Source organism: Streptomyces sp. NPDC086787, assembly GCF_044745865.1.
Taxonomy (GTDB): Bacteria; Actinomycetota; Actinomycetes; order Streptomycetales; family Streptomycetaceae; genus Streptomyces.
Map to the genome: position 1 here is coordinate 63,416 of NZ_JBIVBC010000003.1, position 20,723 is coordinate 84,138.

Here is a 20,723-nt window from a genome sequence, read left to right on the forward strand (position 1 = left end):
GGACCCGCCGGGGGCGTCAGCCGATTCCGGCCGACGCCTCCGTCCGCGCCTCACGCTCCGCCATGTCCCGCAGCGGCCCCGGCACTGCGGCCAGCTCGGCATACGGTCCCCGCTGCACCACGCGTCCCGCGTCCAGCACGATCACCTCGTCCACCGCTTCGAGTCCGGCGAGACGATGGGTGATGAGCAGGGTGGTACGCCCCTCGGTGGCGGCCAGCAGATCGGCGGTGAGCGCGTCGGCCGTGGGCAGGTCCAAGTGCTCGGCGGGCTCGTCGAGCACAAGGACCGGGAAGTCGGCGAGCAGCGTGCGGGCGAGCGCCAGCCGCTGCCGCTGCCCGCCGGACAGCCGCGCACCGTGCTCTCCGACGAGCGTGTCGAGCCCGTCGGGCAGCCCGTCCGCCCAGTCGAGCAGCCGGGCCCGGGCCAGCGCCCCGCGCAGATCGGTCTCGGTCGCCTGCTTCCTGGCGAGCAGGAGGTTCTCGCGGACCGAGCTGTCGAAGAGGTGCGCGTCCTGGGCGCACAGTCCGACGAGCCGCCGCACATCGTCGCCGTCCAGCGCGCAGGCGTCCACTCCGGCCAGGGTGTAGGAGCCGGTGTCCGGGTCGACGAACCGCAGCAGCACCTGGGCCAGCGTCGTCTTGCCGGACCCGGACGGCCCGACCACGGCGATTCGCCGGCCCTCCTTCAGCGTCAGGTCGAGGCCCGTGAGGGCCTCCCGGTGCTGCCCCCGGTGCCGAGCCGCCAGCCCCTTCACGACGAGCGGGAAGGGCGCCTCGGGCGCCTGCCGCGGCCGTGCCGGTTCGAGGACCGGTTCGGGCGCGTCCAGCACCTCGTACACGCGCTCCGCGCTCCGGCGCACCCGCTGCCGGTAGCGCACGGCGGTCGGCAACGGCAGCACCGCCTCGAAGGCGGCGAGCGGAGTGAGCACCACCACGGCCGCCGCGACACCGCTCAGCCGTCCCCCGGCAACCGCCTGCGCGGCCGACAGGGCGGCCGCCGTCACGGTCAGGCCGGAGACCAGCGCGGTGAGCCCGTCGCCGAGCGCGCCCGCAGCGGCGGCACGCGAGGCGATCCGGGTGAGCACTCCGTCCGCCCTGCGGGCCGCGTCGGTACGGGCGGGCAGCGCGCCCGCGACCGTCAGCTCGGCGGTTCCGGTGAGCAGGTCGGTGACGCGCGTCGCCAGCACCCCCCGGGCCGGGGCCAGCCGCCGCTCGGCCCGGCGCGCCAGGGCACCGGTCAGCAGCGGCACTCCGGCTCCCGCCGCCAAGAGACCCACGGCGAGCGCGACACCGGCCGCGGGGAACAGCCACGCCATGAACGCCACCGAGGCGGCGGAGACGGCCACCGCGACACCCGCGGGCAGCAGCCAGCGCAGCCAGTAGTCCTGGAGGGCGTCGACGTCCGCGACGAGCCGGGACAGCAGATCACCCCTGCGTGCCGTGCGCAGGCCCGCCGGGGCCAGTCGCTCCAGCCGCCGGTAGACGGCGACCCTGGTGTCGGCCATCATCCGCAGCACCGCGTCGTGCGAAACCAGCCGTTCCGCGTACCGGAACACGGCCCGCCCGATGCCGAAGGCCCGGGTGGCCGTGACGGCCACCATCAGATACAGCACCGGCGGCTGTTGCGAGGCCCGCGAGATGAGCCAGCCGGAGGTCGCCATCAGCCCGACGGCACTGCCGAGCGCCAGGCTTCCGAGGAGCAGCGCGAGAAGCAGCCGCCCGCGCCGGGGGCCGGACAGGGCACGCACCCGGGCGAGGACTCCCGCCCGGGGTACGGCAACTTCGGTCGTCCCGGAATCGTCGCCCGCCGGGACGGTGGCCGTCGGAGCCTCCTCGACGGAACGCGGCCGTGGCAACCCCCCGACGGGAACGAAGGCGACGGTCTCCGCCTCCTCCAGTCGCACCACCCGGTCGGCGACGGCCAGCAGCGCCGGCCGGTGCACCACGAGCAGCACGGTCCGCCCCACGGCCAGCCGGCGCACCGCCTCCACGACCTCGGCCTCGGTGGCCCCGTCGAGCGCGGCCGTCGGCTCGTCCAGCAGCAGTACGGGCCGGTCCCCGAGGAACGCCCGTGCCAGCGCCAGCCGTTGCCGCTGGCCGGCGGAGAGCCCGGCCCCGTCCTCACCCAGTACGGTCGCCGCCCCCGCGGGCAGCGCGTCCACGAACTCCAGCGCCCCCGCGTCGCGCAGCGCCCGCCGTACGGCGTCGTCGTCCGCGTCGGGGCGGGCAAGGCGAACGTTCTCCGCGATCGTCCCGGCGTACAGGTGAGGCCGCTGCGGCACCCAGGCGATGCGCGAGCGCCACTGCTCCGGGTCGACGGCGGCGAGGTCGGTCTCCCCGATCCGCACCCGGCCCTCGGCAGGCCGTACGAACCCCAGCAGGACGTTCAGCAGAGTCGACTTGCCCGCACCGCTCGGGCCGGCCAGGGCGACGGTCTCACCGGGCCGGACGGTGAAGGAAGCGTCCCGCACAGCGTCCAGCGACCGTCCGGGATAGCGGACCGTCACGCCCTCGAAGACAATCGCGCCGGGGGGCACTGCCGCGAACCCGGACTCCGGCAGCGGGGTCTCCAGGACGGCGAAGATCTCCTCGGCCGCGGCGAGCCCCTCCGCGGCCGCGTGGTACTGCGTTCCCACCTGCCGCAGCGGCAGATACGCCTCGGGCGCCAGCACCAGGACGACCAGCCCGACGTACAGGTCCATGTCGCCGTGGACGAGCCGCATACCGATGGTCACCGCGACCAGTGCCACGGAGAGGGTGGCGAGCAGTTCCAGCGCGAAGGAGGAGAGGAAGGCGATCCGCAGGGTCCGCAGGGTCGCCCGCCGGTACTCGCCGGTGATCCTGCGGATGGATTCGGCCTGCGCCTTGGCACGCCCGAACACCTTCAGGGTGGGCAGCCCCGCCACGACGTCCAGGAAGTGCCCCGAGAGCCTGGACAGCAGACGCCACTGGCGGTCCGTCCGGGACTGGGTGGCCCAGCCGATCAGCACCATGAACAGGGGGATGAGCGGCAGGGTGCCGGCGATGATGGCCGCCGACACCCAGTCCTCGGTCACGATCCGCGCCAGCACCGCCACGGGCACGACCACCGCGAGCCCCAGCTGTGGCAGATAGCGCGAGAAGTAGTCGTCGAGGGCGTCGACTCCCCGTGTGGCAAGGGTGACCAGCGAGCCGGTCCGCTGCCCGCTCAGCCATCCGGGACCGAGCGCCGCCGTCCGCTCCAGCAGCCGCCCGCGCAGCTCGGACTTCACCGCCGCGCTCGCCCGGTGCGCCGCCAGCCCGGTGAGCCAGGAGACCAGTGCGCGGCCGAGGGCGACGGCCGCCAGCAGCAGGAGAGGGACGCGCAGTTCGTCCGCCGACCGGCCGTGCTGGAAGGCACCGACCACCACCTCGGCGATGAGCATGGCCTGCGCGATGACGAGTCCGGCGCCGAGGGCACCCAGGGCGACGACCGCCGTCAGGAAGACACGCGTGGCGCGGGCGTAGCGCAGAAGACGCGGATCGATGGGTTTCACGTGAAACATGCCCTTCGGCACGGGGAGGGGTGTTTCACGTGAAACACGGCGAACACCCCTCCCGCCGGACTCAGTTCACGGCTTCGGCGGCAGCCTCGGGGGCTATGTGCTGCGTACCGATCCGCTTGCGGAACACCCAGTAGGTCCATCCCTGGTAGAGCAGCACGATCGGCGTGGCGATCCCGGCGCACCAGGTCATGATCTTCAGGGTGTACGGGCTGGACGAGGCGTTCGTGACCGTGAGGCTCCAGTCGCTGTTGAGCGAGGACGGCATCACATTGGGAAACAGCGACAGGAAGAACATCGCCACCGTGGCCACGATGGTGATGCCGGACAGGGCGAACGACCATCCCTCGCGACCCGCCTGGTTCGCCACGAGGGCAGCGGCCAGCGCGGCAATCGCCACGACCAGCGCGACCAGGCTCTTGCCGTCACCACTCTCCGACTGCGTCCACAGCAGGAAGACCGCCGCCAGCACGGCCGTGACAAGACCGACGCGCAGGGCCAGCGTCCGGGCCCGTTCCCTGATCTCCCCGAGCGTCTTGAGCGCGGTGAACACCGTGCCGTGGAAGGTGAACAGCGTCAGCGTCACCAGGCCGCCGAGGAGCGCGTACGGGTTGAGCAGGTCCCCCACCGTGCCCACGTACTCGAAGCTCTTGTCGATCTTCACGCCCCGCACGATGTTGGCGAAGGCCACGCCCCACAGGAACGCGGGGATCAGCGAGGTCCAGAAGATCGCCGTCTCCCAGTTGCGCTGCCAGCTCTCCTCGGGCCGCTTCGCCCGGTACTCGAAGGCGACACCCCGCACGATCAGGCAGACCAGGATGACCAGCAGCGGCAGGTAGAAGCCGGAGAACAGCGTGGCGTACCACTCGGGGAAGGCGGCGAAGGTGGCGCCACCCGCCGTGAGCAACCACACCTCGTTGCCGTCCCAGACGGGCCCGACGGTGTTGATCAGTACGCGCTTCTCGGCGCGGTTCCGGGCCAGCAGTCCGGTGAGGACGCCGACCCCGAAGTCGAAGCCCTCCAGGAAGAAGTAGCCGGTCCACAGGACGGCGATCAGTACGAACCAGACGTCGTGAAGTTCCATGACTGCGCTCCCTCGGCCTAGTACGAGAAGGCCATCGGCTTGTCGGCGTCACTGGGATCGCCGCCGATCTTCGTGGGCGGGTTGAGGTCGGCCTCGGTGAGCTCGGGCGGCCCTGCCTTGACGTACTTCACGAGCAGCTTGACCTCGACGACGGCGAGGATCGCGTAGAGGACGGTGAAGACGCTCATCGAGATGAGGACCTCGGCCTGGGAGACCCCGGGGGAGACCGCCTGCCGGGTCTGCAGAACGCCGTAGACCACCCAGGGCTGGCGGCCCATCTCGGTGAAGATCCAGCCCCAGGAGTTGGCGATCAGCGGGAAGCCCAGGGTCCAGATCGCCACGAGCCAGTAGAGCCTGCCGAGCTTCGGGCTGAGCGCCTTGTTCCTGAAGAGGACCAGATGCGGCACCTCGTCGTCGCCCACCCGCAGATGCTGCGGCAGCATGAACTTCTTCCGGGTCAGCCAGAGTCCGGCGAGGCCGACCGCGAAGGACGCCATGCCGAAACCGATCATCCAGCGGAACGCCCAGAAGGTGACCGGAATGATGGGCCGGTAGTCGCCGGGGCCGTACTTCTCCTGCTCGGCCTTGTTGGTGTCGTTGATGCCGGGCACATAGGAGCCGAAGTCGTCGTCGGCGAGGAAGGAGAGTATGCCCGGCACCGACAGCTCGACCGAGTTGTGGCCCTTGCTCACATCGCCGTAGGCGAAGACCGAGAACGGCGCCGAGTTCTGGCCGTCCCACAGCGCCTCGGCGGCGGCCATCTTCATCGGCTGCTGCTTGAACATGACCTTGCCGAGGGTGTCGCCGCTGATCGCGGTGAGCAGGCCGGCGACGACGACGGTGACCAGGCCCAGCCGCAGCGAGGCCTTCATCACGGAGATGTGCTTCTTGCGGAACAGGTGGAAGGCGGCGATGCCGACCATGAACGCGCCACCGGTCAGGAAGGAGGCCGCGAGCGTGTGGAATGCCTGGGCCAGCGCGGTGTTCTGGGTCAGGACGAGCCAGAAGTCGGTGAGTTCGGCCCGCCCCCTCGCCTTGTCGATCCGGTAGCCCACGGGGTGCTGCATCCACGAGTTGGCCGCGAGGATGAAGTACGCCGACAGGACCGTGCCGATCGAGACCATCCAGATGCAGGCCAGGTGGATCTTCTTGGGCAGCTTGTCCCAGCCGAAGATCCACAGGCCGATGAAGGTGGACTCGAAGAAGAAGGCGATCAGGGCCTCGAAGGCCAGCGGGGCTCCGAAGATGTCGCCGACGAAGCGCGAGTAGTCCGACCAGTTCATGCCGAACTGGAACTCCTGCACGATGCCGGTGACGACACCCATCGCGATGTTGATCAGGAAGAGCTTCCCCCAGAACTTCGTCGCTCTGAGGTACTTCTCCTTCTCCGTACGTACCCAGGCGGTCTGCAGCCCGGCCGTGAGAGCGGCCAGGGAGATCGTCAGCGGGACGAACAGGAAGTGGTAGACGGTGGTGATGCCGAACTGCCAGCGCGCCAGCGTCTCCGGCGCCAGAGCCAACTCCACGTCATCAGCCTCCTCACGTGCCGTGGGGCGAGCGGCACAGTGCCCCTTACATCCCACGCTTGTGAACGCGTTCACATTCACAAGCAATTATGACGCACCGATTTTCGGCCGAGGAAGGGGGGGTGCCCCTTCTATGGCTCCTACGGCACGGAAACGGCCACGGGCACCCGTTCCACGTGAAACGGGTGCCCGGCAGGCCACGCTCAGTACGCGCTCAGTACGTGCTCAGAACTCCTTGCGGAAGGCCTCTGCCGCCTTCAGGAAGATGTCGTTCGCTTCGTTCTCGCCGATCGTGACCCGCACTCCTTCACCCGGGAACGGCCGGACCACGACACCGTGCTGCTCACAGGCGGCCGCGAACGCGGTCGCGCGCTCCCCCAGCCGCAGCCAGACGAAGTTGGCCTGGGTCTCCGGGACGGTCCACCCCTGGGCGCGCAGCGTGTCGACCACCCGCTTGCGCTCGCACACCAGCGAGCCGACCCGGCCAAGCAGCTCGTCCTCGGCCCGCAGCGAGGCGATCGCCGCCTCCTGCGCGAGCTGGCTCACCCCGAACGGCACGGCCGTCTTGCGCAGCGCCGCGGCCACCGGCTCGTGGGCGATGGCGAAACCGACCCGCAGCCCGGCAAGGCCGTACGCCTTGGAGAAGGTGCGCAGGACACAGACGTTCGGCCGGTCGCGGTAGAGCTCCACGCCGTCCGGCACCTCCGGGTCACGGATGAACTCCCGGTACGCCTCGTCCAGCACCACCAGGACATCGCCGGGCACCCGGTCGAGGAACCGCTCCAGCTCGGCCCGCCGCACGACCGTGCCCGTCGGGTTGTTCGGGTTGCAGACGAAGATCAGCCGGGTCCGGTCGGTGATCGCGTCCGCCATCGCGTCCAGGTCGTGCACATCGCCCGGAGTGAGCGGCACCCGCACCGACCGCGCACCGCTGATCTGCGTGATGATCGGGTAGGCCTCGAAGGACCGCCAGGCATAGATGACCTCGTCGCCGGGGCCGCTGGTGGCCTGGATCAGCTGCTGGGCGACACCCACCGAGCCGGTGCCGGTGGCCAGATGGCCGACCGGGACGCCGAACCGCTCCGACAGCTCGTTCATCAGCCCGTTGCACGCCATGTCCGGGTAGCGGTTGAAGTTCCCGGCGGCGGCGGTCACCGACTCCATGACCCCGGGCAGCGGCGGATAGGGGTTCTCGTTGGACGACAGCTTGTAGGCGACGGGGCCGTCGGCAGCGGCCGGCTTGCCCGGCTTGTAGGTGGGGATACCCGCCAGCTCGGCGCGCAGCTTGGGGCTCGTCTCGCTCACCGCAGTCCTCCTCGCGATCACCGGCGGTCCGTCAGCGCCGCCGGCTTCCAATACTCCTCACCTTAAGAGGATTCGGGCCGGTGCGAACAGGTCGGAGGCGACGGGAGAGCGCGGAGAAGAGCCGAGCGAAGAGCGGGCGGGGGCGAGGCGCGCGAAACAGGGGGCGCGACGCACATATATCTACGCGCCGGTGGCTCACGCCGTGGCGCGCATCCCTCGTGAAGGTGAGTTGAGACCTCTTCGAAACATCGGGCACTTGGCAGGCTCATGCGTGCCCACGGGTTACGTCCTACCATTGGATCGTTCAACTGTCTTTGTTTCAAAGGCAGTTACTGCCTTATGACCTTGCAGAAACGTGCCTGTCAACGCGCGCATATGCGTCCGCCCTACCCCACCGCATGAGCCCTACTATCGGCTCGCCATGACAGCAGCAGGGAAGCATCAGGTGAGCCGCGCGGAAACCTCCCGTAGAGGAAGCCGGCCGGGCCGGGCGGGCATCAGAGACGTGGCCGCCGCCGCCGGCGTCTCCATCACGACCGTCTCCGACGCCCTCAACGGCAAGGGCAGGCTCCCGGACGCCACCCGGCGCCATGTGCGCGAGGTCGCCGACCGACTGGGATACCGCCCCTCGGCCGCCGCCCGCACCCTCCGTACCGGCAAGTCGGGGCTCATCGGCCTGACCGTGACGACGTACGGGGATGAACCTTTCACCTTCACCGAGTTCGCGTACTTCGCCGAGATGGCCCGAGCCGCGACCTCGGCCGCACTGGCCCGCGGCTACGCCCTCGTCATCCTGCCCGCGACGTCGCGCCACGACGTGTGGTCGAACGTCGCCCTGGACGGCACGGTCGTCATCGACCCCTCCGACCAGGACCCGGTGGTCAGCGAGCTGGTCCGGCAGGGCCTGCCGGTCGTCTCCGACGGCCGCCCGGCCGGATCGCTCCCGGTCACCGCCTGGGTCGACAACGACCACGAGGCCGCCGTACTGGGCATCCTCGACCACCTGGCCGACGCGGGCGCCCGCCGGATCGGTCTCCTCACCGGCACGACCACGGACACCTACACCCATCTGTCCACCACCGCGTATCTGCGCTGGTGCGAACGGGTCGGCCAGGACCCCGTGTACGAGGCCTACCCTGCGCACGACCCGTGCGCAGGCGCCGTCGCCGCCGACCGCCTGCTGGCCCGCCCCGACCGCCCCGACGCGGTCTACGGCCTCTTCGACCCCAACGGCACCGACCTGCTGGCCGCCGCCCGTCGCTACGGCCTGCGCGTGCCGGACGACCTGTTGCTGGTGTGCTGCAGCGAGTCCGTGGTGTACGCGAACACCGAGCCGCCCGTCACCACGCTCTCACTGAAGCCGCGCCGCATCGGCACCGCGGTGGTCCAGCTGCTCATCGACGCCATCGAGGGAGTCGACTCCGACCACCCGGTCGAGCAGGTGATACCGACCGAGTTGATCGTGCGCACTTCGTCCCAGCGGCGCCCGCCGCGCACCACGGTCAGCCCGCCGCGGGTGCCGGAGGAGAAGTAACGCGGCACAGCACGCGGGAGCGCCTCCCCGCCGTCCCGGTCATCGCCCGGCAGGTGTCCGGCGCGCGCCCCGGGAGGCGGACGGCACTCGTACGGCGGAGGACCGGTCACGAATCCGTCACACCTCCGGGCCCCCGCTCGACATCGGCGAGCGGGGGCCCGTCCGCGTACCGGCGGCGGGCGATGACAGCTGGTCATCTGCGTACGACAGCGGGTCGTCAGCCCGGCGCCAGGATGTCGTCCGCTCGGCGCCGGACGTTCCAGAGCCGGTCGCGCCGCGCCGAAACACCCGCCCAAACGGGGCGAAAGCCGCGCCGGACCGCGGCCCTGCCCCGATTCACCACCCCTGGGTCATCACATGGCGCGATCCGCATTCCTATGATGGGCCCACGACACCGCGGGCCGCTGCGACCAGGCAGTCCGATCAGGTGCAGATGCGGCGCGATGGTGGAGGGGTCTGATGACTCAGGGGGCCGGTCAGGGACCCGAGACGGAGCGGACGGCGACGTTGCGCGACTTCCGGGTACCCGCGTACGTCAACGAGGCCGGTCAGTACGCCCCCAGCATCCCCGCCGACACCGTCGCCCCCGTGACCGAGGGCTTCCCCGAGGGGTACACGCCGACCCAGCGCGACCTGCCCGTGATCAACCGCGGCGACACGCTCCAGGTGCCCGTCGAACCCACTGCCGCTCCTGAGCCGCAGACCGCCACCGGGTCGGGTCCGCTGTATGTCGTGGGCGACGTGCACGGCTTCCTGGACGACCTGACCCACGCCCTCCAGGAGCAGGGCCTGATCGACGCCGACGGCCACTGGTGCGCGGGCACGACCCGGCTCTGGTTCCTCGGTGACTTCACCGACCGCGGCCCGGACGGCATCGGCGTCATCGACCTGGTGATGCGGCTGTCCGCCGAGGCCGCGGCGGCCGGCGGCTACTGCAAGGCGCTGATGGGCAACCACGAGCTCCTCCTGCTCGGCGCCAAGCGCTTCGGCGACACCCCGGTCAACTCCGGCGCGGGCACCGCCACGTTCCAGGCGGGCTGGCTGCTCAACGGCGGCCAGAAGACCGACATGGACCGTCTCCAGGACCACCACCTGCAGTGGATGGCCCGGCTCGATGCGATCGAAGAGGTCGACGGATACCTGCTCGTGCACTCCGACACGACGGCCTATCTCGACTACGGTGACTCCATCGAGGCGGTCAACGACACCGTCCGCGAGACCCTCACACGCAACGACGCCGACGAGGTGTGGGATCTGTTCCGCAAGTTCACCAAGCGGTTCTCCTTCCGTGACGAGGGCGGCGCCGACGCGGCCCGCTCCCTCCTCGATACGTACGGCGGCACCCGCATCGTTCACGGTCACAGCCCCATTCCCTACCTGCTCGGCGAGGTCGGGTCCGAGGAGGGCGACGAGAGCACCGGCCCGCAGGTCGAGGGCCCGCACATCTACGCCGACGGCCTGGCCATCGCGATGGACGGCGGAGTGACCATGGCCGGAAAGCTGCTGGTCCAGCAACTTCCCCTGGATATCTGAGCGTTCGCCGGGCAGGCGTCCCACGGCGGCAGACTTGCGAGACGGCACTCAATTTCCGGCAACCCCCTGTCACCGCGTGCCGTCGCGGCTCTACCATCGGCTTATCCGTAGCAGGCTCCCCTCCGTTTCTGCCCGACGGCTCGCCGGCGTGCGAGCCCCAAGCCCTACGGAGCATCGGGGGATGCACATGAACAGCGTTCCGCAGCACCTGCACAGCGAGGACCGCCAGGAGTACGAGCGGATCCTCGATGCGGCGCTGCGCTCCGCACCCGACCGTCCCGAACTGGCCGCTGTGGGACAGCGACTGAATACCGAGCAGCTGCGGACCATGGCGCTCAACGCCACGACGCTCATCACGGCGGCCGCGGCGACCGAGTACCAGCACTACGTGAAGGTCCGCGAGGCACTGCGTCAGCCGGCGCCGTCCGCCCCCGCGTCCTCCCGTGACTCCGGCCCGGGGGAGCCGGACGCGGGCGCGATGGGACTCGCCACCGCCCTCGGCGAGGCCGCCGAGACCACCGGCGCCGGCGCCATCGCCGTCGTAGCGGTCCTCGCACCCGTCCTCGCCGGCACCGCCGCGGCGATCTTCCTGCTCGTCGGCTACATCCTGAGGATGCTGAACCCCGAGCCCGCCTTCGCCCGGACCATGCTGACCGCGGGGTGGGTGTTCGGCGCCCTGACCGTGGTCACGATCCTGGTGGCCGCCGTCGGTCTGCTGCTCACCGCCCTGCGCAACAGCCCCTCCCTGGACGCCGGGACCCACCGCGAGGCGAGCGGTGAGGTCGCACGGGCCAGGGAGGCCTGGCGGGAGGCCCTGCTGGATCGCGGCATACTGCCGTTCCTGAAGGACGCGCTCGCCGGCCCCGGCACGGTGGCACTGCACCACTCGCCGCCGTCGGAGCCCACCGGCCGCATGCCGCGCCTCGGCTACGGCCGGCCGGGCTTCAGCAGCCCCGACGACGGCTCCACCGCGGCATCACGCCCGAGCTTCAGCAGTCCGGACTACACCAGCCCGGACTTCGGAGGCCCGGAGCACCAGCCGGAATAACCCCGGCTTGCGCCCCACCGCGGGCGCAAGCCGGACGACCGGAGCCATGACCCGCGGGACGCGGGCCGGACCTCAGTCGGCTATCGGCAGATACACGCGGTTCCCCGACGCCGCGAACTCCTTCGACTTCTGAGCCATCCCCTCCTCGATCTCCCCCCGGGAGCCGCCGTGTTCGCGGCGGATGTCCTGGGAGATCTTCATCGAACAGAACTTCGGCCCGCACATGGAGCAGAAGTGGGCCGTCTTGGCCGGTTCGGCCGGAAGCGTCTCGTCGTGGAACTCCCGCGCCGTGTCCGGATCCAGGGCCAGGTTGAACTGGTCCTCCCACCGGAACTCGAAGCGCGCGTCGGACAGCGCGTCGTCCCACTCCTGCGCGCCGGGGTGCCCTTTGGCGAGGTCGGCCGCGTGGGCGGCGATCTTGTAGGTGATGACGCCGGTCTTGACGTCGTCACGGTTGGGCAGGCCCAGATGCTCCTTGGGCGTGACGTAGCAGAGCATCGCCGTGCCCCACCAGGCGATCATCGCGGCACCGATGCCGGAGGTGATGTGGTCGTACGCCGGCGCGACGTCCGTGGTCAGCGGGCCGAGCGTATAGAACGGAGCTTCATCGCAGATCTCCTGCTGAAGGTCGATGTTCTCCTTGATCTTGTGCATCGGGACGTGCCCCGGGCCCTCGATCATCGTCTGTACATGGAAACGCTTCGCGATCCGGTTGAGTTCCCCGAGCGTGCGCAATTCCGCGAACTGCGCCTCGTCGTTGGCGTCCGCGATCGAGCCCGGCCTGAGGCCGTCGCCCAGCGAGTACGTGACGTCGTAGGCGGCGAGGATCTCGCAGAGTTCCTCGAAGTTCTCGTAGAGGAAGGACTCCTGATGGTGCGCGAGACACCAGGCCGCCATGATCGAGCCGCCGCGCGAGACGATGCCGGTCTTGCGGTTCGCGGTCAGCGGGACGTACGGGAGCCGGACGCCCGCGTGGACCGTCATGTAGTCCACGCCCTGCTCGGCCTGTTCGATGACCGTGTCCTTGTAGATCTCCCAGGTGAGTTCCTCGGCCCTGCCGTCCACCTTCTCCAGCGCCTGGTAGAGCGGCACCGTCCCGATGGGTACCGGGGAGTTGCGCAGCACCCACTCACGGGTGGTGTGAATGTTGCGCCCTGTTGACAGGTCCATGACCGTGTCGGCGCCCCAGCGGGTGGCCCAGGTCATCTTCTCGACCTCCTCCTCGATGGAGGAGGTCACCGCGGAGTTGCCGATGTTGGCGTTGACCTTCACCAGGAACCGTTTGCCGATGATCATTGGCTCGATCTCCGGATGGTTCACGTTGGCGGGCAGTACAGCCCTGCCCGCCGCGATCTCCTCGCGGACCACCTCGGGTGAGACGTTCTCCCGGACGGCCACGAACTCCATCTCCGGCGTGATCTCGCCCCGGCGCGCATACGCGAGCTGTGTGACCGCCTTGCCGTCCCGGCCACGGCGCGGCTGGCGGGGCCGGCCGGGGAATACCGCGTCGAGGTTGCGCAGGCCCCCACGGGGGGATGTGTGCCTGACCCCGTCGTCCTCGGGACGGACGGGACGGCCCGCGTACTCCTCTGTGTCGCCGCGGGCGATGATCCAGTTCTCCCGCAGCGGTGGCAGGCCCCTGCGGACGTCGGTCTCCACTAGCGGGTCGGTGTACGGGCCTGAGGTGTCGTACAGCGTGACCGACTGCCCGTTGGTGAGATGCACCTGACGGACCGGCACGCGCAGATCGGGACGTGAGCCCTCGATGTACCCCTTGTGCCAGCCGATGGACTTCCCGGTCTCCTCGCCGACCGCGTCCGGCGCGTTCGCGCCGTTCGCGTTCTGCGCTGAGGCAGGCGTGCGTATGTCCTTCTTGGTCATGAGACCTACTCCCTACGCCGGCATTACCCGGTAACAGGTTCAGCGGTCGACGCAGCGGCTTCCGTCTCTGTCGCCATTCGTGTGAACCAGCTCGTGTTCCACGTGAAACATGGCGAATACGGAGGTCAGCGCCCTCTCAGCCCGGTGCTCCGAGCTCCCGCGTGTGCAAAGGTGCTTCTACGCTAGCGTCAATTCGGGCGAGATGAACAGAGGGCCCCTCTCTCGTTCTTGCGATGATCGGCCGGTGACCACGATGCAGAACCACCCGTACGAGCCGCCCGAGCCGCCGCACACCGGCTCGGGAGAGGGCGACGGACGACACGGCGGCGGACACGGCCACTCGCACGGTCACAGCCACGGCCCCGCAGCTCCGGTCTCCAAGCACCTGCGGAAGGTCATCGCGGCCATCCTGATCCCGTTCGCCACGGCGGTCGTCGTCGGGCTCGTGGTGCTCTGGCCCGGCGGCGCCCCGTCCCACGAGCGCACCGGGGTCGGCTTCGACCGGCAGACCCAGCAGGCCACCGTCACCGCGGTGGTCGAGGTGAGCTGCGAGTCGGTGAACGCCTCGGGACAGACCCCGCCCGATGACACCTCCAGCGGCGGGAACGGTTCGGCGTCCCGGAAGGCGAACGGCACCTGCAAGAAGGCGACGATCCGGATCGACACCGGCAAGGACAAGGGCCGCACGTTCACCGAGATCGTGCAGCCCGACCAATCACGTCAGCTGCACCAGGGCGAGAAGGTCGTGGCCGCGTACGAGCCGTCCGCGCCCAAGGACCTGCAGTACTCGGTCACCGACGTGGACCGGAAGTTCCCGATGGCACTGCTCGCCGGGATCTTCGCGATCGCCGTCGTGGCGGTGGGTCGCCTGCGCGGCGTGATGGCGCTGATCGCACTGGCCGTCAGCTTCCTGGTGCTGACCCTCTTCATCCTGCCCGCGATCCTCCAGGGAGCGAATCCCCTGCTCGTGGCGGTGGTCGGGGCGAGTGCCATCATGCTGATCGCGCTCTACATGTGCCATGGCCTGTCGGCACGCACCTCGGTCGCGGTGCTCGGCACCCTGGTGTCGCTCGTGCTGATCGGCCTCCTGGGTTCGGAGTTCATCGACTGGGCGGTACTGACCGGCAACACGGACGACAACACCGGCCTGATCCACGGCCTGTATCCGTCGATCGACATGAGCGGACTCCTGCTGGCCGGCGTCATCATCGGTTCTCTCGGTGTCCTGGACGACGTGACGGTCACACAGACCTCGGCCGTCTGGGAACTGCACGAGGCCAACCCGTCGATGGGCTGGCGGGGGCTGTACCGGGCGGGCATCCGTATCGGCCGTGACCACATCGCGTCGGTCGTGAACACTCTCGTCCTCGCCTACGCCGGGGCGGCGCTGCCTCTGCTGCTGCTCTTCTCGATCGCGCAGAGCAGTGTGACGACCGTGGCGAACAGCGAACTGGTGGCGGAGGAGATCGTGCGCACCCTGGTCGGTTCGATCGGCCTGGTCGCCTCGGTACCGGTCACCACGGCCCTGGCCGCTCTGGTGGTCTCGGCAGACCGGCCGGGACCAGGACAGGAGACGGGCAGGACCGCGGACGGCCGGCCGGCCACGACGCGCGGTGGACGGGGCCGACGCCGCAAGAAGTGACGCCCGGGCGGCGCATTGCCGCCGGATCAGGAGAAGCGTTACTGCACCGGTCCACACAGCGCCACCGAGCGCCGTGCGCTCATCCCCATGACGTTCAGCCGGCGCTCTGTTCCTCGGCCAGGATGCGGTCCAGGGCCTCGTCGAGATGGGCGTCGAAGTCGGCGAGCGCTCCCTCCTGACCGAGCGGGACCAGTTTGTCCGTGCGGTCCAGGAAGGCCACCAGCGGCGGCGCCGAGGAGCGGAACACCGCCTGGTCCCCGCCGACCTGAAGCCGGATCAGGACCTCGCCCAGCACGTCCGAGTCGGTGGGCGCGATGTGCACATCGCCGTCGCCGCACGGCCGTCCCACCCCGTCGATCAGCAGCTCACGTCCGAAGGCCCAGGTCACCGGAGCGTCCCCGGGCAGATGGAAGGTGAGCCGCACGGCATAGGGATCACAGGTCTCGTAACGCAGCTCCACCGGAATACGGAAAGAGAGCTCCTCGGACACGAGGAAGCTCATCATGACCTCTGCTTGTACGGACTCGCGCATCGCCTACCCCGTCTAATGACACCGACTGGCCGTGTTTGATCCCTGTGACACTGGTCAAATCTTGCAGAAAGTGCACGCGAGATCACAAGGAGTGAGTTTTCAGATACTGATAGAGAGCGCGAGCGTCCCGAGGTTCCGCCCGACCTCGCTCTGCAGCCGACGGGCCGCGGGCAGCAGCCGGTCGGCCTGGTGGGCGGGCAGTGAGATGGCCATCGTGGCCGCGGTGGCGCCGACCGTGATCGGGATCGCGGCGCACACCGTCCCCAGCGCGTACTCCTGGTGCTCGGTCACCGGTGTCATCCGGCGCACCCGGTCCAGGCGCCGCAGCAGGCTCTGGCTGTCACGCACCGTGTACGGGGTGAGGGAGCACACCTGATGGCGCGCGAGGTGGTCGCGGCGGGCGGTCTCGTCCATCTGGGACAGCAGGCACTGCCCGACCGCATGCGCGTGCCCGGTCTCACGGAAGCCGGCCCACTCCTCGACCGCCGGGTTGCCCGGGCTGTCGGAGACGCACATGACCTCGATCTCGCCGTCCCGGTACATCGCGTAGTACACCGGCGCACCGAGGGCGTCGCGCCAGTGCGCGAGTACGCCGGCGACCGTGCTGCGACGTTTCTCCTGCGCCCCGCTGCTGCCCAGCCGTTCGGCCGCCTCACCGAGGAAGAACAGTCCCTTGTCACGGCGCAGATAGCCCTCGTGCACAAGGGTGCGCAGCAGGTGGTAAGCCGTCGGGAGCGCGAGGCCGGTCTCACGGGCCAGTTGCTTGGCGGGGGCGCCGTACTGATGTCCGGCGACCGATTCCAGCAGGCGCATCGCGCGCTGGACGGAGCCGATGAGAGTGGCCGGGTGCGGCTGCTCGGGAACCGCCGCGGTCGGTGGCCGCCGGCCGGGCGACCGGGAAGAGCGCGGCCGCACGGGAAGTGCGAGCGGTACCGCGGATGCGGTGTCAGCCGTGGCCAAGGGTGTACTCCCGAAGCGCGAGGGGGCAGCCCGTGCGCGGGAACACGGGTGGGGTGCAGGCCGCCCGCGGGGCTGGACCCCGCGTCGATTTCCGGACTTTAACCGCCTGCCACCGGTGTCGGACGACTTGCCCGGAAAACTTCCCTCGCCCGAGGGAACCGGTGATTCCTGTTACCGCCACCGGCCCCCTCTGCGCTCACCAGCCGCCGCGCGACGAGGAACTCGCCACGAACTTCCGCACGATGTAGATCAGTCCGCCGACCAGGGCCACGAAGACCAGTACCTTGAAGAGCAGGACGACCACGAAGTGGAGCAGGGCGGCGATCAGCCCGCCGAACACGACCAGGGCGATGACCGGCACCGCGATCCACTTCACCCACCACGGCAGTCCCGTGAAGATCTCTCGCATTGCCTTCGTCCTTTGCGGTCTTGTGTGCTCTCTCGGTGTTCTGCGCTCGATGCTAGAGCCGCGTGCGGGCCCCGCGGAGGCCCGGTGCCCCTTGTCCTCCCCTGACCCTTCCCCTAGGGAACCCTGAGTCGCGGGTCAGGCCTCGGGTGGAGAGAAGACCACCAGCACCCTGAGGTCCTCGCTGATGTGGTGGAACTTGTGCGCGACGCCGGCGGGCACGTACACCACGCTGCCGCGCGCTACCTGAGTGGTCTCCAGTCCGACGGTGATCGCCGCCCGGCCGCTGACGACCAGGTAGACCTCGTCCTGGTCGTGCGGGCGCTGCGGGTCGTGCTCGCCCGCGTCCAGGGCGTAGAGGCCGACCGACATGTTCCGTTCCCGCAGGAACTGAAGGTAGGCCCCGTCATTGGCGGCGCGCTCCGCCTCCAGCTCGTCCAGCCTGAATGCCTTCATCGACGCTGATCACTCCTGCCACCCTGCTCATATCCGGTCTCGTCTGCCACGATCAGACACATGAGGAATTTCGTAGTCAAGACGATCGCCAACGCCGGCGCCCTGGCAGTCGCTGTATGGCTGCTCGACAAGATCACCCTGACCGGCGACAACACGGCCAAGAAGGTCGGCACGCTGATACTGGTCGCCCTAGTCTTCGGCCTGGTCAACTCCGTGGTCAAACCGATCCTGAAGGTGCTGACCTTCCCGCTGTTCATCCTGACGCTCGGCCTGATCACCCTGGTGGTCAACGCGCTCATGCTGCTGCTGACCTCGTGGCTGTGCGACAAGCTCGACCTGAGCTTCCATGTGGACGGCTTCTGGACCGCGGTCGTCGGCGGCCTGATCATCTCGGTCGTCTCCTGGGCCCTGAACGTCCTCCTGCCCGACGGCAAGGACTGACCCTCGATGGCGTACCGCGTCTGCTTCGTCTGCACGGGCAACATCTGCCGCTCCCCGATGGCCGAGTCCGTCTTCCGCGCCCGTGTCGCCGAGGCCGGCCTGGAGGGCCTTGTCGAGGTCGACAGTGCCGGGACCGACGGCTGGCACGAGGGCGACGGCGCGGACCCGCGCACCGTGTCCGTCCTCGCGGAGAACGGCTACGGCGGCGACCACACCGCCCGGCAGTTCCGGGCGTCCTGGTTCCAGCGCCTCGACCTCGTGATCGCCCTCGACGCCGGTCACCTCAGGACCCTGCGCCGCCTCGCGCCCACACCTGAGGATGCTCACAAGGTGCGGCTTCTGCGCTCCTACGGTCCCGCCGCCGATGACGGCCTCGACGTACCGGACCCGTACTACGGCGGTCCGGAGGGCTTTGTGAAGTGCCTTGAGATGGTGGAGGCGGCAAGCCTCGGCCTGCTGGCCGAGGTGCGCGAGCAGGTGGAGGGACGGGCCGCATGACTGATTCCGCCGGTCATGACGGCCCCACGGGCGAGGGCACGCGCGCGGTGCGGGCCGGTCTGCCCGAGCCGGTCAGACACGAGCCGACCCTGCCCGGCCCGGTGTTCGCCGCGCACTTCCATCTGCCGGGCGAAGTAACGGGCCCCTACGCCTACGGCCGTGACGACAACCCGACCTGGACCCTGCTGGAGCGGGCGATCGGCGAGCTGGAGGCGCCCGGCCACGACGGTGTCGAGACGCTCGTGTTCGCCTCCGGCATGGCCGCCATCTCGTCGGTGCTCTTCTCCCAGCTGCGCGCCGGGGACGCCGTGGTGCTGCCGGGCGACGGTTATCAGGTGCTGCCCATGGTCGGCGCCCAGCTGGAGGCCTACGGCATCGAGGTGCGCACCGCGCCGACCGCGGGCGACGCCCAGCTGGAGGTCCTCGACGGTGCGAGGCTGCTGTGGATCGAGTCGCCGTCCAACCCCGGACTCGACGTCTGCGACATCCGGCGGCTCGTCGAGGCCGCGCACGCGCGCGGTGCCCTGGTCGCCGTCGACAACACCCTCGCGACACCGCTGGGTCAGCGGCCGCTGGAACTGGGCGCCGACTTCTCCGTGGCCAGCGGCACCAAGCAGCTGACCGGTCACGGAGACATCCTCCTCGGCTACGTCGCCGGCCGCGACGCCGAAACCATGGCCGCCGTGCGGCGCTGGCGCAAGATCGTCGGGGCGATCGCCGGTCCCATGGAAGCTTGGCTGGCGCACCGCTCCATCGCCACGCTCCAGCTGCGCGTGGACCGTCAGAACACCACCGCCCTCGCCGTCGCTCGGGGCCTGAGCGAGCGGCCCGAGGTGTCCGGGCTGCGCTATCCCGGCCTGCCGGACGACCCGGCGCACACGACCGCCTCACGGCAGATGCGCCGCTACGGATGCGTGGTCTCCTTCACGCTGCCCACGCGCGCGCGTGCCGAGCGTTTTCTCGGCGCGCTGAGGCTCGTGGACGACGCGACGAGTTTCGGCGGGGTGCGCTCCACGGCCGAGCGGCGTCGGCGCTGGGGTGGGGACCAGGTGCCGGAGGGCTTCGTCCGGCTGTCGGTCGGTGCCGAGGATCCCGGGGATCTGGTGGCCGATGTGCTCCGGGCACTCGACGAGTCGGCGGACTGACCGGAACTCACGTATGAGGGCGGAGGCCGACTACGCACAGCGGACGGTCCGAGCCTCCCCCCTCGTGGCTCGGACCGTCACGGTCCCCCACGCGAAGAACCGCGCAAACAAGGCTAGTTGACTCTGTGTCAGAGTCCAATCACTGTAGCGACAGGACCCTATCGACTTATTTATAGTTGGTCCCTGCCCGAGGTCGGAGATGGCAGAGAAACAGGGAGGGCGTTGCCATGGATCTGGCCTTGCTGCGGACCTTCGTGACCGTGCACCGGGCCGGCTCCTTCACTCGTGCCGCCGCGTTGCTGGGCCTCTCGCAGCCTGCCGTCACCTCACAGATCCGCACCCTGGAGAGGCAGCTGGGGCGCCCGCTGTTCCTGCGACAGGCCAGGGGCGTCACTCCCACGACCATCGGCGACGAACTCGCCCACAAGGCCGCGCCCCACCTCGACGCCCTCGTGGAGATCACCGAGACCGGACTCGACCACGAGTCCTCGCTGCGTACGCTGCATCTGGCCGGGCCGCCCGAGTTCACCGCCGAACGCGCGCTGCCCGTGCTGACGGAACTCACCGGAGACGACGGCCAGGCGCTACGCGCCTCGTTCGGAAACGCGGAGGAGGTCCTGGAGGGGCTGGCCGCAGGGCATCACGACCTGGCCATCAGCACGGCCCGGCCGCGTGGCGCGCTGCTTACCGCGACCGCGCTGTGCGACGAGGAGCATGTGCTCGTCGCCGCCCCGCAGTGGGCCGAGCGGATCGGCCCGGGGACGCTGCGGCGCAAGGGCGCGGCCGCCCTCAAGAACCTGCCCGTGGTCGAGGTCCACGAGTCGCTCCCCTTCGTCTCCCGCTACTGGGCTTCCGTCTTCGACTCCCGTCCGTCCGCCTCGGGCACCATCATCGTGCCCGATCTGCGCGCCGTCCTCGCGTGCGCGATCTCGGGCGCCGGCCTCGCGGTGCTGCCCCGCTATCTGTGCGCCTCCGCCCTCGGCCAGGGCGAGGTTGTCGCCCTGCACGATCCCGCCGTGCCACCTCTGCGTACGTACTTCCTGGTGGTGCGCACCGGCACGCTCGCCCTGCCTCATGTCGCGCGGGCGCATGAGTGGCTCCAGCGGGCGGCCGCGGACTGGTCCTGAGCGACTTTCCACACTGATCACCCAGCGCGGTCGGACGGTACCGCTTTGCGATGTTTCACGTGGAACCAGCCGGGCCACATTTCAT

General features: G+C 69.8%; 17 protein-coding genes and 1 riboswitch. Of the genes, 8 read left to right on the plus strand and 9 right to left on the minus strand.

Annotation, left to right across the window (positions count from 1 at the left end):
* Positions 1-16 precede the first annotated feature (16 nt).
* From cydD to hisC, 4 genes are all read right to left on the minus strand, one after another.
* A complete protein-coding gene (gene cydD, locus ACIPK3_RS09910; RefSeq protein ID WP_402567979.1) occupies positions 17-3,514 on the minus strand; it encodes a thiol reductant ABC exporter subunit CydD in 3,498 nt (1,165 codons plus the stop codon).
* A 70-nt stretch (positions 3,515-3,584) separates the two neighbouring features.
* A complete protein-coding gene (cydB, locus tag ACIPK3_RS09915; protein ID WP_402567981.1) occupies positions 3,585-4,604 on the minus strand; it encodes a cytochrome d ubiquinol oxidase subunit II in 1,020 nt (339 codons plus the stop codon).
* Between the two features lie 17 nt (positions 4,605-4,621).
* Entirely contained in the window at positions 4,622-6,130 is a 1,509-nt protein-coding gene (locus ACIPK3_RS09920; RefSeq protein WP_402567983.1) for a cytochrome ubiquinol oxidase subunit I, read from the minus strand.
* 225 nt (positions 6,131-6,355) lie between these two features.
* Positions 6,356-7,435, minus strand: coding sequence for a histidinol-phosphate transaminase (gene hisC / locus ACIPK3_RS09925; RefSeq protein WP_402567985.1), 1,080 nt, complete (start codon positions 7,433-7,435; stop codon positions 6,356-6,358).
* Between the two features lie 421 nt (positions 7,436-7,856).
* Between hisC and ACIPK3_RS09930 the strand changes: the two genes are divergently transcribed.
* From ACIPK3_RS09930 to ACIPK3_RS09940, 3 genes are all read left to right on the plus strand, one after another.
* Complete coding sequence (locus ACIPK3_RS09930; protein WP_402567987.1) at positions 7,857-8,969, plus strand: LacI family DNA-binding transcriptional regulator; 1,113 nt, start codon at positions 7,857-7,859, stop codon at positions 8,967-8,969.
* Positions 8,970-9,428: 459 nt separating this feature from the next.
* Positions 9,429-10,502, plus strand: a complete 1,074-nt coding sequence (locus ACIPK3_RS09935) for a metallophosphoesterase (RefSeq protein WP_402567988.1) — start codon at positions 9,429-9,431, stop codon at positions 10,500-10,502.
* 181 nt (positions 10,503-10,683) lie between these two features.
* The gene (locus ACIPK3_RS09940; RefSeq protein WP_402567990.1) at positions 10,684-11,550 is read left to right on the plus strand and encodes a hypothetical protein; all 867 of its coding nucleotides are present in this window, start codon (positions 10,684-10,686) and stop codon (positions 11,548-11,550) included.
* Between the two features lie 72 nt (positions 11,551-11,622).
* Here the strand turns inward: ACIPK3_RS09940 and thiC are convergent, their stop codons facing one another.
* Entirely contained in the window at positions 11,623-13,431 is a 1,809-nt protein-coding gene (thiC, locus tag ACIPK3_RS09945; protein ID WP_402567992.1) for a phosphomethylpyrimidine synthase ThiC, read from the minus strand.
* Positions 13,424-13,602: riboswitch (TPP riboswitch) on the minus strand. It overlaps the preceding gene by 8 nt.
* Before the next feature lie 82 nt (positions 13,603-13,684).
* On the opposite strand from thiC, the gene ACIPK3_RS09950 reads away from it, so the two are divergent.
* Positions 13,685-15,073 carry a YibE/F family protein gene (locus ACIPK3_RS09950; protein ID WP_402568642.1) on the plus strand — a complete coding sequence of 463 codons (1,389 nt, stop codon included), beginning with the start codon at positions 13,685-13,687 and terminating at the stop codon, positions 15,071-15,073.
* A gap of 94 nt (positions 15,074-15,167) precedes the next feature.
* Here the strand turns inward: ACIPK3_RS09950 and ACIPK3_RS09955 are convergent, their stop codons facing one another.
* From ACIPK3_RS09955 to ACIPK3_RS09970, 4 genes are all read right to left on the minus strand, one after another.
* Complete coding sequence (locus ACIPK3_RS09955) at positions 15,168-15,605, minus strand: SsgA family sporulation/cell division regulator (RefSeq protein WP_402567994.1); 438 nt, start codon at positions 15,603-15,605, stop codon at positions 15,168-15,170.
* 99 nt (positions 15,606-15,704) lie between these two features.
* A complete protein-coding gene (locus tag ACIPK3_RS09960; RefSeq protein ID WP_402567996.1) occupies positions 15,705-16,565 on the minus strand; it encodes an IclR family transcriptional regulator in 861 nt (286 codons plus the stop codon).
* Positions 16,566-16,761: 196 nt separating this feature from the next.
* Entirely contained in the window at positions 16,762-16,974 is a 213-nt protein-coding gene (locus ACIPK3_RS09965) for a DUF5326 family protein (protein ID WP_402567997.1), read from the minus strand.
* Between the two features lie 135 nt (positions 16,975-17,109).
* Positions 17,110-17,427: a cupin domain-containing protein gene (locus ACIPK3_RS09970; RefSeq protein ID WP_402567999.1), complete on the minus strand. Its 318-nt coding sequence runs from the start codon at positions 17,425-17,427 to the stop codon at positions 17,110-17,112.
* Positions 17,428-17,487: 60 nt separating this feature from the next.
* Here ACIPK3_RS09970 and ACIPK3_RS09975 point away from each other — a divergent pair, with 60 nt between their 5' ends.
* From ACIPK3_RS09975 to ACIPK3_RS09990, 4 genes are all read left to right on the plus strand, one after another.
* Positions 17,488-17,868 (plus strand): phage holin family protein, encoded by a 381-nt coding sequence (locus tag ACIPK3_RS09975; RefSeq protein WP_402568001.1) that lies wholly within the window; start codon positions 17,488-17,490, stop codon positions 17,866-17,868.
* 6 nt (positions 17,869-17,874) lie between these two features.
* Positions 17,875-18,366 carry a low molecular weight protein-tyrosine-phosphatase gene (locus tag ACIPK3_RS09980; protein ID WP_402568003.1) on the plus strand — a complete coding sequence of 164 codons (492 nt, stop codon included), beginning with the start codon at positions 17,875-17,877 and terminating at the stop codon, positions 18,364-18,366.
* Positions 18,363-19,511: a cystathionine gamma-lyase gene (locus tag ACIPK3_RS09985; protein WP_402568005.1), complete on the plus strand. Its 1,149-nt coding sequence runs from the start codon at positions 18,363-18,365 to the stop codon at positions 19,509-19,511. The genes ACIPK3_RS09980 and ACIPK3_RS09985 overlap by 4 nt, the downstream gene beginning before the upstream one ends.
* A 227-nt stretch (positions 19,512-19,738) precedes the next feature.
* The gene (locus ACIPK3_RS09990; RefSeq protein WP_402568007.1) at positions 19,739-20,638 is read left to right on the plus strand and encodes a LysR family transcriptional regulator; all 900 of its coding nucleotides are present in this window, start codon (positions 19,739-19,741) and stop codon (positions 20,636-20,638) included.
* Positions 20,639-20,723: the final 85 nt, after the last annotated feature.